Source organism: Leisingera coralii (genome assembly GCF_049056525.1).
Classification (GTDB): domain Bacteria; phylum Pseudomonadota; class Alphaproteobacteria; order Rhodobacterales; family Rhodobacteraceae; genus Leisingera; species Leisingera coralii.
In genome coordinates this window covers 79,249-92,947 of sequence record NZ_JBHUPT010000029.1, presented here as the reverse complement: position 1 = coordinate 92,947, position 13,699 = coordinate 79,249, and the positions used below count along the sequence as shown (strand labels likewise).

The window sequence follows — 13,699 nt, the reverse complement described above, 5'->3', positions numbered from 1 at the left end:
ACCGAAGATAGCTGCGCCGCTCTCCTCAGGCTTTCATGTTCTTGCGGCGGTGCTTCTACATTCGTGCCTGATCGACCGTAGTTGGTTGCCGTAGCAAGACCTGTGTGCCCGCCTGCCAGGCGGAGTTTTATCGGACCCTTTGTGTTCTAGCGGCCTATAATGGTGAAGATGTCAAATCGTGTTGCACCGAACCGAAGCCACAGGTCAGGATTGAAGGAGTAAAGTTTCTTTTGCAGCAATGCAGTGGGCCTCGAGCCTTTCAATCCTGCACGGCGACCTTATCTGAGGCTAGAGTTTGGAAACGCTTCAGGCCGGCAAGCCGATTGAAACAGGAGGACGTGCGGGGGAAGCCCATGGGCATGCACAAGTTTATTCAGGAGCCCGCACACTGCGGCTGCTACCGTAAGCATTTTGGCACGTTGCCCTTCCCTCTTCGGGGATTCGAAGAAGGCTGGAACATGCCTTCTATGAAGCTCAAGCTGGACCTTGGGTCTTGCCTCACATTTTCAGGCGTCGATCATTATGTGTTGACATACCACGTAGACGGAGGGTCGGCGCGCCGGCGCGAGCATATTGCTCCTATGGCAACTCGCGGTGCGATCTCTCTTCAGGCTCCAGGGTCGGGAGGCGAATTTTCGTCCGAAGGTACAGTCGAGTATGCGCATCTGTACTTTAAGCCAAGCTTGTTGGCCGAAATGGCCTCGATGGCAAAGAATGAAGCCGGCGAGCAGATAAGCGACTTTTTCGGTTTGCGGAGTGAGGCCCTTTCTAGGGACATCCAAGGTTACCTGGCTCGTATGGAGGATGAAGATGATCCCGTCATGGCAGCGGAGATGGATTACCGGGCATATGTAATTTTGCTAGGCGCTGCCGCTCTCGTGCGTAACGGTAAGAAGTTCGGGGAAGCATTCGAAACCGTGGACGAAGACTGTGCTCTCAAAGATGTCGTCGAATTCATCGAGGATAATCTGCAAAAAACGATCCGCATCAGCGATCTGTCGGAAATCTGCGGCATGAGCCCATTCCATTTTTCCAGGGTCTTCAAGAAGAGTTTTGGCGTGCCGCCGGCAACGTACATACGCAACCGCCGGATTGATCGCGCGCTAAACCTGTTGCAGTCGTCAAAACAGCCATTTGTCGAGATCGCAATTGGATGCGGGTTCGCAAACCAGGCACATATGAACAAATTGATCTTGCAGGCGACGGGCCTCACCCCGGGAGCAATTCGAGATCTGTAGGTTTCTTTGACCAATACCATTTTGACGGATGGAAGCGGCGCACGCATGAAGCGGGGGACATAGCCGCGCTCCATTCCCATTTGCCTTTACGGTGACTTGGTCGCCAGGCCGGAAGATCATCATGTGTCCGGCCTCGACGGTATTTCCCGCTATCTCGATTGAACCAATGTCCAGCCCCATTTCGATGTGCCAATTCGAAGTAGAGTTTCGGGCGCTGGCGGGCGCATGTTGTCGAGCACAGTTGTGCGAGGTGACTGCGACCCCGAGGCAAACGCCTGCCTGTCAATTGAGGATTTGCGCCGCGTTCGCATTTGCTGCTGTGAGGCTGCACTCCAGGGAAGAGCCGCGGGCAGTTACCGGTGCCGCCGTCTGGCTTGCAGCTGCCGGTGCCTGACGGAAACTTTTTGCTCACACTCCGTTTGAAGCCGTGATGCAGCTCACCGCGCCGCCGACGTCCGCCGTGGTTGCTGTCGGTTTCGGGGTGAACCTTGTCTCGTCGCCGTCGCGGTATTTACCGGTGCGCACCAGGTAGGCCTGATTCAGACCGGCGGCCAGGGCGCCGGCAACATCGCTTTCAGCATCATCGCCGATCATCGCGGCCTGCGCAGGGGCGGCCCCGGTGCTGGCAACGGCGGCCTGGAAGAATTCCGGGTCCGGCTTGCCGAACAGCATGGCCCGGACTCCGGCGGCATGTTCCAGCGCGGTTATGAAACAGCCGGCGTCGAGGCTCAACTGGCCGTCTTCGTCCAGGAAGACACGGTTGTCCGCCAGGGCCACCAGCGGCGCGCCATCCAGCAGCAGCCGGAATGCCCGGTTCATGTTGTCATAGGAAAACGCCTGGGCGGCATCGCCGGCGATGACCGCCGGCGGCCCGGTGCGCTCGCACTGGCCGAATTCCTCCTCAAGTGCGGGGTGGACAAGCAGGTGCGGGCTGTGGCCGGTGCGGGCCAGCCAATCGAGGGCGGCGGCCACGGGGGTGAAAACCTCCTCCGGCCCGATGGCAAAGCCAAGCTTGTTCAGCTTGCGCAGGATCAGGCGCTTGGGCTGCCGGGTGCTGTTGGTGAGGCAGCGCACCTGGCGGCCGCTTGAGCGCAGACGGGCAAGCGCCTGCACGGCCCCGGGGATTGCTTCGTTGCCCTGATAAAGAACGCCGGACAGATCAAGCAGAACTGTTTGGATCATTCTGAAACAGTGCCCGAGCGATTGCGAAGCGTCAACGGCAGCGCCAGCGCAGCCATCAGACCGCATTGTACTGGGGCCGCCGGCGCTGCTATTGCTGCTGCCGAGTCCGAACGGGAAGTTGCAAGATATGAGCACCGGCATTCAGCATCAGAGCGCGGGCACGCCGCCCGGCGGGCAGGACCGGCCGCAGGCCCCGCTGCTGCGCAAGCGGTTCGGCGACGGCCTCACCGCCGGCAGCCCGTTTGCTCAATGGGCAGCGGTCTGGAAAAAGATGCTGCTGGTGCAGGACGGCTCGGCCACGCTGATCTGCGAGACACTGGCTGACGGGCCGGTGCAGCTGGATGTGCTGCATCAGAAGATCACCGCCGATGTGCCCGCGGAGGTCAGGGCACACCTGCCCGGGACGTCCTTCATCGAGCGCCAGGTCTGCATGTCGCACCGCGGTGAGGTGATGATGGACAACCTGACCTATGTCGCGCTGGAGCAGCTGGACCCGGAGGTGCAAAGGCATCTTGAGCAGGGGCTGTCGCCGATCGGGTACATCTTTGACATCAAGCTGACCCGCAAAAGACCGGTGCCGTGCCCGGAGGGTGTCTTGTCCCGGCTCTGGCAGCGCTGCGGAGTGCCCGACCCCGAGGCGGCAAGAACCTATGTGCTGGAGATCGAAAACACCTCCTGCATGCTGATTACCGAAACCTACCGCTCCGGAATGCTGCAGGGGCTGCCGCTGACCGGCCCGGCCGAGCAGATTGCCTGAGGGGGCTGCCGGCACGCCGGCAGCGTGGAAGCCGCGCCGCAGCGCTGCGCAGGCAATTACATGGCCTGCGACACCTGCCGGGCAAGCTCTGCCAGTGAGCGGGAGAGGGCGTCAGCTGTGGCGGAAGGCCCAGTGCCGCTAACCGGCGTCTGGATGTCGAAACGCTTGACGAATTCCCGCACCGTGCCTTCGGGTGAGGAGACCGCGAACTGGCCGGTGAGTTCGAAGATGCCATCGGCACGGGCATAAGCCTGATCGACCCGCACATCCAGCCGCGCATCCGGGCCGGTGTTCAGCGGCCAGGGCTCAATCGCGGCAGAGGCGCCGGTGCGCTCGTTCAGCCCGCGCGCCAGGGCGGCGGTCATGCCGCGGGCCGGGTCGTCGGCCCATTGCGCGCCGCCAAGTGCAAACAGGGCGCCGCCTTCACCCTCGGCAACGATTTCGGAGGCGGCGGCGTAGGAGGGCAGGGAGACCAGCCGCACCTCGATGGTGCGGGAGCGCAGGTTTGCGACTCTCTCACCCGGCGCTGCGGAAATCAGATAGCGGGCATCATTGGACGGCGCGCAGGCCGCCAGCAGGGCAATGGGAAGCGTCAAAGACAGGGGTTTTATCATCTTATTTTCCAAACAGCAGGGAATTCGGATCGCGTTCAATCTTGCGGGCCAGTTGCGAGACGGCGCGGGCGGCGGTCTTGACCTCGCGCAGGGCGTCCAGCGTTTCAGAATTGAAGCTGGAGCGCGCACCATAGGAGGCGATCAGCGCCTCGGATTGGGCGACCAGCCGCTCCAGCCGGTCGGCGAGGGCCGGCAGGCCCTCGGCGGCGGCGGCCACGGCATCGGCGGCGCCGCGGGCAGAGGCCATGGTGGCATTGGCGTTGTCCACCAGCCCGCCCTGGCGCAGCGCCTCCAGGGTGTGGCGCATTTCGTCCAGCGCGCCGGTCAGGGCAGGGGGCAAATCGCGGGCGTCCTGCGTGCCGATCAGCGCATCGGCGCTGTTCATCAGCTGGCTGGCAGAGCGGATCAGCTCTTCGGCCTCCAGCGAGTTGGCCTTGGCAGCCAGGGCGCGGAAGTCGCTGACCAGGGCGGGCAGCTCATCCGATGCGGCGGCAAGGCTGGCGGCCGCCTGGCTGCCTTGCTCCAGCGCGGCAGTCAGGTTGGCAACCGCCTTGCCCTGCTGCAGGTCTGCCATGATGGCGCGCAGATCCGCCACGGCGGCGTTCAATTCACCCGGCAGGGCGCGGGTGCCGGGATCCGCAACCAGCGCGCGGGTGTCCTCCAGCAGTGCCACCGCGGCGTCCGGCACCTGGCGGGTGCTGTCGGCGGCGGCCAGGTCTTCGATGCTGGCCAGGGTGGCGATGGCCTGCGCCATCAGCTCCTCCACCGGCAGCTCGCTGATGCGCTCCAGCGCGCCTTCGGCGGTTGCGGTGAAATCGGGCAGATCGGAAGGTGCGCTGGGCAATTCGGGGAAGGGCTCTGCAGTGCGGTCGAGCTGCGCCGGGGCGGCCTCGTCCAGAGTGACAAGTTCAACAATCAGTTCCGCACTCAGCAGCCCGGCAGAGGCCAGCCGCGCCCGCAGCCCGCCTTCAACGGCCTGTTCCAGGAAATCCAGCACTTCGGCCTGTCCCGCGCCGGGCGGAAGCCCCATCAGCGCAGGCTCCAGCAGCAGCTTGGCAATCAGCTGCACATCGGCCTCTTCACCTTCGTTCCGGATGGCGGCGTTCAGGGTGCTGACCTCGCCCACCTTGACGCCGCCCAGCTTGACCGCGGCGCCGCTGGCGAGGCCCGACACGGATTCATCAAATGCCACCGCCACGGCAACGCCGCCCGACCGCGACCGGGCAAAGGCGGTGCGGCGGGCAGCGGCCTCGTCCGGGTGGATGTCAAACACGGTGCCCTTGCCCACCGGCTTGCCGCCGTCGAACACGGTGTCGAATTCGATGCCGCCGGCCACCAGCGAGGCGATGCTGTCCACGTCCAGCGACAGCCCGCTGGGACCGATCGAGACGGAAAAGCCGGAGGTGTCCCAGAACCGGGTGGCAGAGTTGATGCGCCGGTCGTGCGGCGACTCGATGAAGGCATCGACAACGATGCTGTCGCCGCTGACGGTCAGGCGCGGCTGCTCCAGCCGCCCGACCTCGATGCCGCGGAACAGCACCGGCGCACCTTCGGAGATCATGCTGCCGTCGGTGGTGCGCAGGGTGATCCGCCGCCCGTCGCGGCCCGGCTGCACCAGCGGCGGCCCGTCTTCGCCCTCAAAGCTGGTTGCGGCCACGCCCGGCACCTGGTCCCAGGTGCCCTCGATATAAACGCCGGACAGCACGGTGCTGAGCCCGGAGATGCCGCGGGTGCTGACCTCTGGACGGACCACCCAAAAGGCGGCGTCCTGGTCCAGGTAGGGGGCAATCTGCTTGTCGATGCGGGCCCAGACAGAGACCTTGCTGAGGTCGTCGGCAAAGCCCACGTCCTCCACCCGGCCGATCACCACGTCACGGTAGCGCACCGTGGTTTCGTTGGCGACGACTCCTGAGGCGTTGTCAAAGGCGATCCGGATCAGCACTCCGCGGTCGTTGTAGGCCTTCCAGGCGACACCCAGCGATACCGCCAGCGCCACAAGCGGCACCAGCCAGACCAGCGACAGGTTGCGCCACGGGGAGGGGCGCTGCGCGGAGACTTTCATTTCGGCGGGTTCAGGCGTGCTCATTCATATTCTCGCTTTTCCGCGTTCCAGATCAGCCGCGGATCAAAACTCTGGGCGGCCAGCATGGTGAAGGCAACCGACAATGCAAAACTGACCGCTGCAATCCCCGGGGTGACGGCGGCGGCGAAATCCAGCTGAACCAGGGCGGTCAGGATCGCAACGACAAAGACATCAATCATCGACCACCGCCCGATAAATTCGACAACCTCATAAAGCATCAGCCGGCCATGGCTGCCAAGGGCCGCGGGCCTGCGGACCGAGACCGCCAGATAGCCGATGGCCAGGAACTTGGCGACCGGGATTACGATGCTGGCAAAGAACACGATGAAAGCGACCCCGTAGGAGCCATGGCTGAACAATTCGGCAATGCCGCCGATCAGCGTGTTCTCGGAGGCGCGGCCAAAGGTGGTGGTGCGCAGCATCGGGTAGATATTGGCGGGGACATAGGCGATCAGCCCCGCCGCCAGCCAGGCCCAGACCCGCTGCAGGCTGGCGCCGGAAGGCGGGGTCAGCTCACTGTGGCAGCTGTAACAGATCTGCGCGCCGCCCGGGTTGACGGCTCCGCAGGTGCGGCAGCCGGTCAGACCGGCCTCGGCTGCGGTCAGGAACCGCGGCGGGTCTTCAGGGTTTTCCATACGGTCAGCCTGCAAATGGAACTGTCGGTCAGGATGGTTACCACCAGGAGCGCCGCAAAGGCCCAGAAGGCGGGCCCCAGCCCGACCCGGGCGAGGCCGGACACTTTGACCAGCGCGACCGCGACGCCGATGATGAAGATCTCGGCCATCGCCCAGGGTTTCAGCCATTCCGCCCAGCGGTAGACGGCGGCGGCATGCGGGGCAGGGTGCCAGCCCAGGGCCATCGGCGCCAGGGTATAGACCAGGGCACCGTAGCGGGCGGCGGGCAGCAGCACGATCAGCAGGCCGGTGGCCAGCGACAGCGGCGCCATCGGCCCGCGGGAAAAGGCCAGCACCGCATCCAGTACCGACGCCCGGTGGGACAGCCCCTGGGCCTGCAGCTCCAGAAACGGGAAACCGGCCGCCGCCGCCAGCAGGATCAGCGCCGTCAGCGACAGCATCGCGATCCGGGTCATCGCGCCCGACTTGGGGGCTGCCAGCACCGTGCCGCAGCGGGCGCACCTGGCCACCGTGTGCTTGGCCACCTCCTGATCGCGGTGCAGCACGTCACAGGCGGGGCAGGCGATCAGCTGTTCCGGGTCCATCATATCCTTGTCCGTTCGGGCAGCCCGCCGCAGCGCGGCGCTCAGTCCGCCGCGGCATGGTGCGCCAGTATCTCCTTGCCCGCGCGCCGGTAGTTGACGAAAGCGTTGGCGCTCATGACCACGAAGAAACTGTCCATATCGATCAGAACATAACCCTTTTCCAGCAGCGCACGCGAGAGCGCCGTGACATCCTCCTCATACAGCCTGCGCCGCCCGCAGATTTCCTGCAGCAGCTTGCGCGGGATCCTGTAGCGGCCGGAGGCCTTGCCGCCGAAGTCGCGTCCATAAAGCCCGGCCAGGGTGCCGGCGGCGCTGTCAAAGGTAAACATTTGCTATTTCCAATGAAATTTTGCCTATAGGCAAAAAATTACCATAGCTGTACTAGGGCAGCAACCCAGGTGCGCATGGGGTTCGGAAACGGCAACGCAGACTGTGCCTTGCTGGCCGGCTTGCATCCCGCTGCCGGTATTCTGGTCCTTCGGGGCACCCAATTTCCCAGTGGAAGGACGTTTGAAAACGGATGCGGCACCTTATAGGCTTGATGCAGATTATTGATCCCTATTGGCGATGAGACCCGTGCGCCGGAGACCATTCCCGGCGGGCGGGCCAGCAGGACTTTTCCGAAGATCCCCTGCCGCGCAGAGCTGAAGACCCATTCAACCGCCGCCCACGCCAGCCGCGCCGCTGCTGCGCGGCAACCCGAAAAGGACACCAAATGAAAATTGCCATGCTGGCGCGCAACGCCAACCTTTACACCCACAAGCGCCTCAAGGCCGCGGCTGAGGAGCGCGGGCACCAGCTCGACATCATCGACACGCTGCGCTGCTACATGAACATCGCAACCCGGCGGCCGGAGATCTATTACAACGGCGAAAAGCTGACGGGCTATGACGCGGTGATCCCGCGGATCGGGGCTTCGGTCACTTTCTACGGCACCGCGGTGCTGCGCCAGTTCGAGATGATGGGAGTTTACCCGCTGAATGAAAGCGTCGCCATCGGGCGGTCGCGGGACAAGCTGCGCTCGATGCAGCTGCTGGCGCGCGACGGCGTCGGCCTGCCGGTCACCACCTTTGCCCATGACCCCAAGCAGACCGAGGAAGTGCTCAAACTTGCCGGCGGCGCGCCGATCGTGATCAAGCTGCTGGAGGGCACGCAGGGCATCGGCGTGGTTCTGGCCGATACCGACCGGTCGGCAAAATCCGTGGTCGAGGCGTTCCGCGGCGCCGGCGTCAATATCCTGATGCAGGAGTTCATCAAGGAGGCCGGCGGCACCGACATCCGGGCAATCGTCATCGGCGGCAAGGTGGTGGCCGCGATGAAGCGCACCGGGGCCGAAGGCGACTTCCGCTCCAACCTGCACCGCGGCGGCTCTGCCCAGGTCGTCAAGCTGACTCCGGAGGAACGCGCCACCGCCGTCCGCGCTGCCAAGACCATGGGGCTGAACGCCTGCGGCGTCGACATGCTGCGGGCCAACCACGGGGCGGTGGTGATGGAGGTGAACTCCTCCCCCGGCCTGGAAGGGGTGGAAAAGGCCACCGGCCTGGATATCGCCGGCAAGATGATCGACTTCCTTGAAAAACACGCCAAGGCAGGCGCGACCAGGACCAAGGGCAAAGGGTGACGGCATGAGGGGGCGGCAGCATTTCGCCATCGGCCGCGCCAGGGTGGCGCCGGGCTCGCGGCTGACCGTTGACCTGCCGGTCAGCGTCATGTCCGACCACACGCCGGTCACCATGTCGGCGCATGTGGTGCATGGCCGTCAGGACGGGCCGACGGTCTTTGTCAGCGGCGGCGTGCACGGTGACGAGGTGATCGGCGTGGAGATCATCCGGCGGCTGCTGCGGGCGCCGAACCTGACAACGCTCAAGGGCACGCTGATCGCGGTGCCGATCGTCAATGCCTTCGGCTTCATCAACCACTCCCGGTACCTGCCCGACAGGCGCGACCTCAACCGGGTGTTTCCCGGCAGCGAGCATGGCTCGCTGGCCTCGCGCCTGGCGCATCTGTTCATGACCGAGGTGGTGGCCCGCTCGGATCTCGGCATCGACCTGCATTCGGCGGCGATCCACCGGACCAATTACCCGCAGATCCGCATCTCGCCCGATAACCCGCGCACGCAGGAGCTTGCCGGGGTCTTTGGTGCGCCCATCGTGATGCAGTCGCCGCTGCGCGACGGCTCCCTGCGCGGCGCGGCCAAGGAGATGGGCAAGGATATCCTGCTCTATGAGGCCGGCGAGGGCCTGCGCTTTGATGAGCTGTCGATCCGGGCCGGGCTGGCCGGAATCCTGCGGGTGCTGCGGCACATGGGCATGGTGCCGGCCAAGGGCATTTCCAAACCCAAGTCGCAGCCGCAGTTCTGCGCCTCCAGCAAATGGCTGCGAGCGCCGATGGGCGGGCTACTGAGGGTATACAAGGACGATGGCGAACTGGTCCGGCAGGGGGATCTGATGGGGTCGGTGTCCGACCCTTTCGGCGAGCAGGACGAGGACATCCTGGCGCCCTTCGACGGGCTGATTGTCGGCCGCGCGGTGATGCCCATCGTGAACGAAGGCGATGCCGTGTTCCACCTGGGCCGGGTCCGCTCGGTCGAGAAAGCTGAGGATTCGGTCGAGGACCTCAGCGCCCAGCTGGAGGACGACCCGATGTTCGACGAGGATGAGATCCTGTGAGGCTCTTGCGGGCGCCGAAGCCGGCGCCTGCTGCCCGCAGGATCAAACCTTCAGCCGGCTGAGATCCGGCCAGACGACGGTCACGCTGGGGACCGGGCTGCCAAACACATCGAGCTCCAGCGCTCCGGCTTCCGTGCCCTGCAGCCCGGCGTAGAACGCCCGCGCCTTTTGATTGGATTGGAAGACCGTCAGCGACAGGCTCTGCCGGCCTTGCGCCAGCAGCTGCCGTACCGCCGCCCGGAACAGGGCGCTGCCAGTGCCGAGGCCGTGTGCGGCGGGGGAGACATGCAGATTGTCCAGGTACGGTTCCGGCCGGCACCAGACTGCGCAGAAGCCCAGCAGCTTGGCAGGTGTTCCAGCGTGTTCAGCCAGCAGAAGGATGTCCCCCGGCTGCGGCTGGTAGGCCGCCCATTTCCGCAGCAGCTGCTCCCGGATCCCGCCCTCCAGCCGGGCTTTCGGGAACTCTCCGGCATAGGCCGCCTGCCAGCTTTCCGCGTGCAGGGCGGCGATGCGCGGCAGGTCGGCCGCGGTTGCGGGCCGGATTTGAAAAGCGAGTTGTGCCATGCGGCGCAGCAAACACCAAAAGATTGAGCCGCTCAATGGGCGGTTGCCGCGGCGTCCGGCGGGCGCGCCCTTTTCAGGGGATTTCCGCGGCGGCAGCAAGTTTTTCTTGCCGCAACGAAAGCGATGCGCTACGCGCGCTTCACCGGTCCCGCAAGGGCTAAGAGGGAATCCGCGGTGCCTGCCGGGCACCAACCGGAACTGCCCCCGCAACTGTAGGCGGCGAGTGCTGAGCCATCGCGTCACTGGATCCCAGCGGTCCGGGAAGGCGGCCCAGACGATGACCCGCCAGTCAGGAGACCTGCCGGTATGAAACCGAAGCACACCGGGCGGGGTTGTCCGGGGAGGTTGCCGGCAGGATGCGCCACCGCTATCAGGTGCCGCATGTGGGGGCTCAGATCCTCCGCCTTGCCGGTCAATGCCCTTTCACCCGTTCTCCGGTCATTGACACATGGAGATCGACTATCATGTTTCTGCGTTCCGGCCTGATCGGCCTTTCCTTCACCGTCGCGGCCCAGGCCGCGGCAGCCAGCGAGAGTTTCCCGCTGACCATCGAAAACTGCGGCCAGTCCGTTACCTTCGAGGCGCCGGCGGCGTCCTCCGTGACCGTTGGGCAGGCCGCCACCGAAGTGCTCTATGCGCTGGGGCTGGGCGGCAAGGTGCTGGGCACCTCGGTCTGGTTCAACGATGTTCTGCCGGAATATGCTGAACTCAATGCCAAGGTCGATCGGCTCGCCGACAACGATCCGAGCTTTGAGAGCGTGGTGGCCAAGCGCCCCGGTCTGGTTGCGGCCCAGTATGAATGGCACGTCGGGCCCGAAGGCGTGGTCGCCAAGCGGGAGCAGTTCCATGACCTTGGCATCCCGACCTATGTGATGCCTGCCGATTGCGTCGGCAAGGACAACACCACCGGTGGCGACGGCACCCGCACCCAGATGTTCACCACCGAAAGCCTGTACCAGGGTATCGAGGAGCTGGCGGCGATCTTCGGCGAGGCCGAGAAGGGCGCTGAGCTGGTCGCGGACTACAAGGCGCGCGAGGCCGCGGCTGTTGCCAAGGCGCAAGAGGTTGCGCTGGATGACGCCTCGGCCGTGTTCTGGTTCTCCTCGCCTGAGCTGGAGAGCGACCCGTTTGTGGCCGGCCAGAAGGGCGCGCCGGGCTACATGATGCAGCAGCTGGGCCTGCGCAATGTCATCGAGACCGACGAGGAATGGCCGACCGTCGGCTGGGAAACCATCGCCAAGGCCAATCCGACGGTCATCGTGATCGCCCGCATGGACCGCCGCCGCTTTGCCGCCGATGACTACGAGAAGAAGCTGGAATTCCTGCGCACCGATCCGGTCGCCAGCCAAATGGATGCGGTGAAGAACGGCCGCATCGTGGTGATGGATGCCCAGGCGATGGACGCGACCATCCGCGCGATCCCGGCGCTGGAAGATCTGGCCGCTGAACTCAGCGCGATCGGCAACGGCGAATGAGCGCAGCCGCCGCACTAGCATGGCATGGCTTCCGGGGCGCTTGCCTGGCTTTGCCGGTGCTGGCAGCGGCGGTACTGGCAGGCGCAATGATCGGGGAAACCTCGCTTGCGCCTGACCTTGTCCTGTCCGTTCTGGTCAACAAGCTGGCCGGGGCGGGGCTGCCGGTGGACCCGGTGGATCAGGGCATCATCTGGAGCTACCGGCTGCCGCGGGCGCTGGTGGCCGGGGCCTGCGGCGCGGCGCTGGCGGTGACCGGCGTGGTGCTGCAGGCGCTGCTGCGCAATGCGCTGGCGGACCCCTATATCCTTGGCATTTCCGCCGGCGCCTCGACCGGGGCGGTGGCGGTTACCATTGCCGGGCTGGGCGGCGGTGCCTTGTCGCTGTCCTTCGGCGCCTTCAACGGCGCGTTATTGGCCTTTGGCTTTGTCGCCATTCTGGCGCGGGCCGCCGGGGCAGGCAGCAGCCGGGCGGCGGCGGCGCAGATCGTTCTGGCGGGCATCGCCGGCTCGCAGCTGTTCAATGCGCTGACTGCCTTCATCATCGCCAAATCCGCCAATGCGGATCAGGCCCGCGGCATCATGTTCTGGCTGATGGGCAATCTCAGCGGCGTGCGCTGGCCGGACGTGTGGCTGGCGGTGCCGCTGGCACTGGCGGGCTGGATGACCTGCCGGTTCCACGCGCGGGCGCTCGACGCCTTCACCTTTGGCACCGATTCCGCCGCGGCGCTGGGCATCCCGGTGCGGCGGGTGCAGGTGGTGCTGATCTTTGCAACTGCGCTGATGACCGCGGTGATGGTGTCGATCGTCGGCTCCATCGGTTTCGTCGGCCTGGTGATCCCCCATGCGGCGCGGTTCCTGGTCGGCCCAGGGCATCGCAGGCTGATGCCGGCCGCGGCGCTGACCGGGGCGGTGTTCCTGATCGGCGCCGACATCGTGTCGCGGATCATCATCCCCGGCCAGGTGCTGCCCATCGGCGTGGTCACCGCGCTGATCGGGGCACCGGCCTTTGCCATCATCCTGGTTCGCGGGCAAAGGACGGCGCGATGAGGATCGAAGCCCGCAGCCTGTCCTTCTCGGTGCGCGGCAAGGCGCTGCTGTCCGATGTGTCGCTGGCGGTGCAGCCGGGTGAGACGCTGGCGCTGGTCGGGCCGAACGGCTCCGGCAAATCGACGCTGATGCGGCTTCTGGCGGGGCTGACCAAGCCCTCGCAGGGCGAAGTGCTGCTGGCGGAGCAGCCGCTGGCGCGGCTGTCGCGCCGGGAAGTTGCCCAGCGGATCGCCATAGTCGAGCAGCAGGCCGACACCGCAGAGCGCATCACCGCGCGCTCGGTGGTGGAGCTTGGCCGCACCCCCTGGCTGTCGGCGCTGCGGCCCTGGAGCGGGGAAGACAGCCGGCAGGTGGAAAAAGCGCTGAGGACGGTCGAAATGGAGGCGTTTGCCAAGCGCGAATGGGCGACGCTCTCCGGCGGTGAACGGCAGCGGCTGCACATTGCGCGGGCGCTGGCCCAGCAGCCGGGGCTGCTGCTGCTGGACGAGCCGACCAACCACCTGGACATCCATCACCAGCTGTCGATCCTGCACTGCGTCCGGAACCTGCAGGTGACGGCCGTGGTGGCGCTGCATGATCTGAACCAGGCGCTGACCTGCGACCGCGTGGCGGTGCTGTCGGGCGGGTGCCTGGTGGCATCGGGCACGCCGCAGCAAGCGCTGACTCCGGAAACGGTATCTGAGGTTTTCGGGATCACGGCCCGGCAGGTCCGGGATGCGGACGGCAGCGCGCCGCATCTGTCCTTTCACCTGGCCTGAACACCTGGCCTGAGGGGCAGCGGAATTCTCCCGCCCGTTGCCGGATTTCCTGGCGGAAAGCCGGCGCCCGTTGGGCCAAGCGCCGCGCGCTGCG

General features: G+C 65.6%; 14 protein-coding genes and 1 riboswitch. Of the genes, 7 read left to right on the top strand and 7 right to left on the bottom strand.

What is annotated here, in order from left to right; translation table 11 throughout:
- Nucleotides 1-359 precede the first annotated feature (359 nt).
- Nucleotides 360-1,238 carry a helix-turn-helix domain-containing protein gene (locus ACFMBG_RS11240; RefSeq protein ID WP_421054784.1) on the top strand — a complete coding sequence of 293 codons (879 nt, stop codon included), beginning with the start codon at nucleotides 360-362 and terminating at the stop codon, nucleotides 1,236-1,238.
- Between the two features lie 408 nt (nucleotides 1,239-1,646).
- On the opposite strand, the gene ACFMBG_RS11235 is transcribed toward ACFMBG_RS11240, so the two are convergent.
- A complete protein-coding gene (locus tag ACFMBG_RS11235; protein ID WP_421054783.1) occupies nucleotides 1,647-2,420 on the bottom strand; it encodes a TIGR01458 family HAD-type hydrolase in 774 nt (257 codons plus the stop codon).
- 127 nt (nucleotides 2,421-2,547) lie between these two features.
- Between ACFMBG_RS11235 and ACFMBG_RS11230 the strand changes: the two genes are divergently transcribed.
- A complete protein-coding gene (locus ACFMBG_RS11230) occupies nucleotides 2,548-3,177 on the top strand; it encodes a chorismate--pyruvate lyase family protein (protein WP_421054782.1) in 630 nt (209 codons plus the stop codon).
- A 56-nt stretch (nucleotides 3,178-3,233) separates the two neighbouring features.
- Here the strand turns inward: ACFMBG_RS11230 and ACFMBG_RS11225 are convergent, their stop codons facing one another.
- From ACFMBG_RS11225 to ACFMBG_RS11205, 5 genes are read right to left on the bottom strand one after another with little or no spacing between them, the layout of a single operon-like run.
- On the bottom strand, nucleotides 3,234-3,791 hold the full coding sequence (locus tag ACFMBG_RS11225; RefSeq protein WP_421054781.1) for a PqiC family protein: 558 nt from the start codon (nucleotides 3,789-3,791) through the stop codon (nucleotides 3,234-3,236).
- Between the two features lies 1 nt (nucleotide 3,792).
- Nucleotides 3,793-5,877 (bottom strand): MlaD family protein, encoded by a 2,085-nt coding sequence (locus ACFMBG_RS11220; RefSeq protein WP_421054780.1) that lies wholly within the window; start codon nucleotides 5,875-5,877, stop codon nucleotides 3,793-3,795.
- Nucleotides 5,874-6,509: a paraquat-inducible protein A gene (locus ACFMBG_RS11215; RefSeq protein ID WP_421054779.1), complete on the bottom strand. Its 636-nt coding sequence runs from the start codon at nucleotides 6,507-6,509 to the stop codon at nucleotides 5,874-5,876. The genes ACFMBG_RS11220 and ACFMBG_RS11215 overlap by 4 nt, the downstream gene beginning before the upstream one ends.
- Entirely contained in the window at nucleotides 6,476-7,093 is a 618-nt protein-coding gene (locus tag ACFMBG_RS11210) for a paraquat-inducible protein A (protein WP_421054856.1), read from the bottom strand. Before ACFMBG_RS11210 ends, ACFMBG_RS11215 begins: the two co-directional genes overlap by 34 nt.
- Nucleotides 7,094-7,134: 41 nt before the next feature.
- Nucleotides 7,135-7,422, bottom strand: a complete 288-nt coding sequence (locus ACFMBG_RS11205) for a hypothetical protein (protein WP_421054778.1) — start codon at nucleotides 7,420-7,422, stop codon at nucleotides 7,135-7,137.
- A 386-nt stretch (nucleotides 7,423-7,808) separates the two neighbouring features.
- Between ACFMBG_RS11205 and rimK the strand changes: the two genes are divergently transcribed.
- Together rimK and ACFMBG_RS11195 are read left to right on the top strand one after the other, a co-directional pair.
- On the top strand, nucleotides 7,809-8,714 hold the full coding sequence (gene rimK / locus ACFMBG_RS11200) for a 30S ribosomal protein S6--L-glutamate ligase (protein ID WP_421054777.1): 906 nt from the start codon (nucleotides 7,809-7,811) through the stop codon (nucleotides 8,712-8,714).
- Nucleotides 8,715-8,718: 4 nt separating this feature from the next.
- Complete coding sequence (locus tag ACFMBG_RS11195) at nucleotides 8,719-9,762, top strand: succinylglutamate desuccinylase/aspartoacylase family protein (protein ID WP_421054776.1); 1,044 nt, start codon at nucleotides 8,719-8,721, stop codon at nucleotides 9,760-9,762.
- A 42-nt stretch (nucleotides 9,763-9,804) separates the two neighbouring features.
- Here the strand turns inward: ACFMBG_RS11195 and ACFMBG_RS11190 are convergent, their stop codons facing one another.
- Complete coding sequence (locus tag ACFMBG_RS11190) at nucleotides 9,805-10,326, bottom strand: GNAT family N-acetyltransferase (RefSeq protein ID WP_421054775.1); 522 nt, start codon at nucleotides 10,324-10,326, stop codon at nucleotides 9,805-9,807.
- A gap of 126 nt (nucleotides 10,327-10,452) precedes the next feature.
- Nucleotides 10,453-10,646, top strand: a riboswitch (cobalamin riboswitch).
- 144 nt (nucleotides 10,647-10,790) lie between these two features.
- Between ACFMBG_RS11190 and ACFMBG_RS11185 the strand changes: the two genes are divergently transcribed.
- The 3 genes from ACFMBG_RS11185 to ACFMBG_RS11175 are packed head-to-tail and all read left to right on the top strand — an operon-like array spanning nucleotide 10,791 to nucleotide 13,605.
- Nucleotides 10,791-11,801, top strand: coding sequence for an ABC transporter substrate-binding protein (locus ACFMBG_RS11185; RefSeq protein ID WP_421054774.1), 1,011 nt, complete (start codon nucleotides 10,791-10,793; stop codon nucleotides 11,799-11,801).
- On the top strand, nucleotides 11,798-12,847 hold the full coding sequence (locus tag ACFMBG_RS11180; RefSeq protein WP_421054773.1) for a FecCD family ABC transporter permease: 1,050 nt from the start codon (nucleotides 11,798-11,800) through the stop codon (nucleotides 12,845-12,847). Before ACFMBG_RS11185 ends, ACFMBG_RS11180 begins: the two co-directional genes overlap by 4 nt.
- Nucleotides 12,844-13,605, top strand: coding sequence for an ABC transporter ATP-binding protein (locus ACFMBG_RS11175; protein WP_421054772.1), 762 nt, complete (start codon nucleotides 12,844-12,846; stop codon nucleotides 13,603-13,605). The genes ACFMBG_RS11180 and ACFMBG_RS11175 overlap by 4 nt, the downstream gene beginning before the upstream one ends.
- The last annotated feature ends 94 nt before the right edge of the window (nucleotides 13,606-13,699 follow it).

Coding starts and splice junctions, on each gene's coding strand:
- ACFMBG_RS11210 (WP_421054856.1), bottom strand. CDS start 7,093: ATGGACCCGGAACAGCTGATCGCCTGCCCCGCCTGTGACGTGCTGCAC.
- ACFMBG_RS11190 (WP_421054775.1), bottom strand. CDS start 10,326: ATGGCACAACTCGCTTTTCAAATCCGGCCCGCAACCGCGGCCGACCTG.
- ACFMBG_RS11220 (WP_421054780.1), bottom strand. CDS start 5,877: ATGAGCACGCCTGAACCCGCCGAAATGAAAGTCTCCGCGCAGCGCCCC.
- ACFMBG_RS11185 (WP_421054774.1), top strand. CDS start 10,791: ATGTTTCTGCGTTCCGGCCTGATCGGCCTTTCCTTCACCGTCGCGGCC.
- ACFMBG_RS11195 (WP_421054776.1), top strand. CDS start 8,719: ATGAGGGGGCGGCAGCATTTCGCCATCGGCCGCGCCAGGGTGGCGCCG.
- ACFMBG_RS11205 (WP_421054778.1), bottom strand. CDS start 7,422: ATGTTTACCTTTGACAGCGCCGCCGGCACCCTGGCCGGGCTTTATGGA.
- ACFMBG_RS11230 (WP_421054782.1), top strand. CDS start 2,548: ATGAGCACCGGCATTCAGCATCAGAGCGCGGGCACGCCGCCCGGCGGG.
- ACFMBG_RS11240 (WP_421054784.1), top strand. CDS start 360: ATGCACAAGTTTATTCAGGAGCCCGCACACTGCGGCTGCTACCGTAAG.
- ACFMBG_RS11225 (WP_421054781.1), bottom strand. CDS start 3,791: ATGATAAAACCCCTGTCTTTGACGCTTCCCATTGCCCTGCTGGCGGCC.
- ACFMBG_RS11215 (WP_421054779.1), bottom strand. CDS start 6,509: ATGGAAAACCCTGAAGACCCGCCGCGGTTCCTGACCGCAGCCGAGGCC.
- ACFMBG_RS11180 (WP_421054773.1), top strand. CDS start 11,798: ATGAGCGCAGCCGCCGCACTAGCATGGCATGGCTTCCGGGGCGCTTGC.
- ACFMBG_RS11175 (WP_421054772.1), top strand. CDS start 12,844: ATGAGGATCGAAGCCCGCAGCCTGTCCTTCTCGGTGCGCGGCAAGGCG.
- rimK (WP_421054777.1), top strand. CDS start 7,809: ATGAAAATTGCCATGCTGGCGCGCAACGCCAACCTTTACACCCACAAG.
- ACFMBG_RS11235 (WP_421054783.1), bottom strand. CDS start 2,420: ATGATCCAAACAGTTCTGCTTGATCTGTCCGGCGTTCTTTATCAGGGC.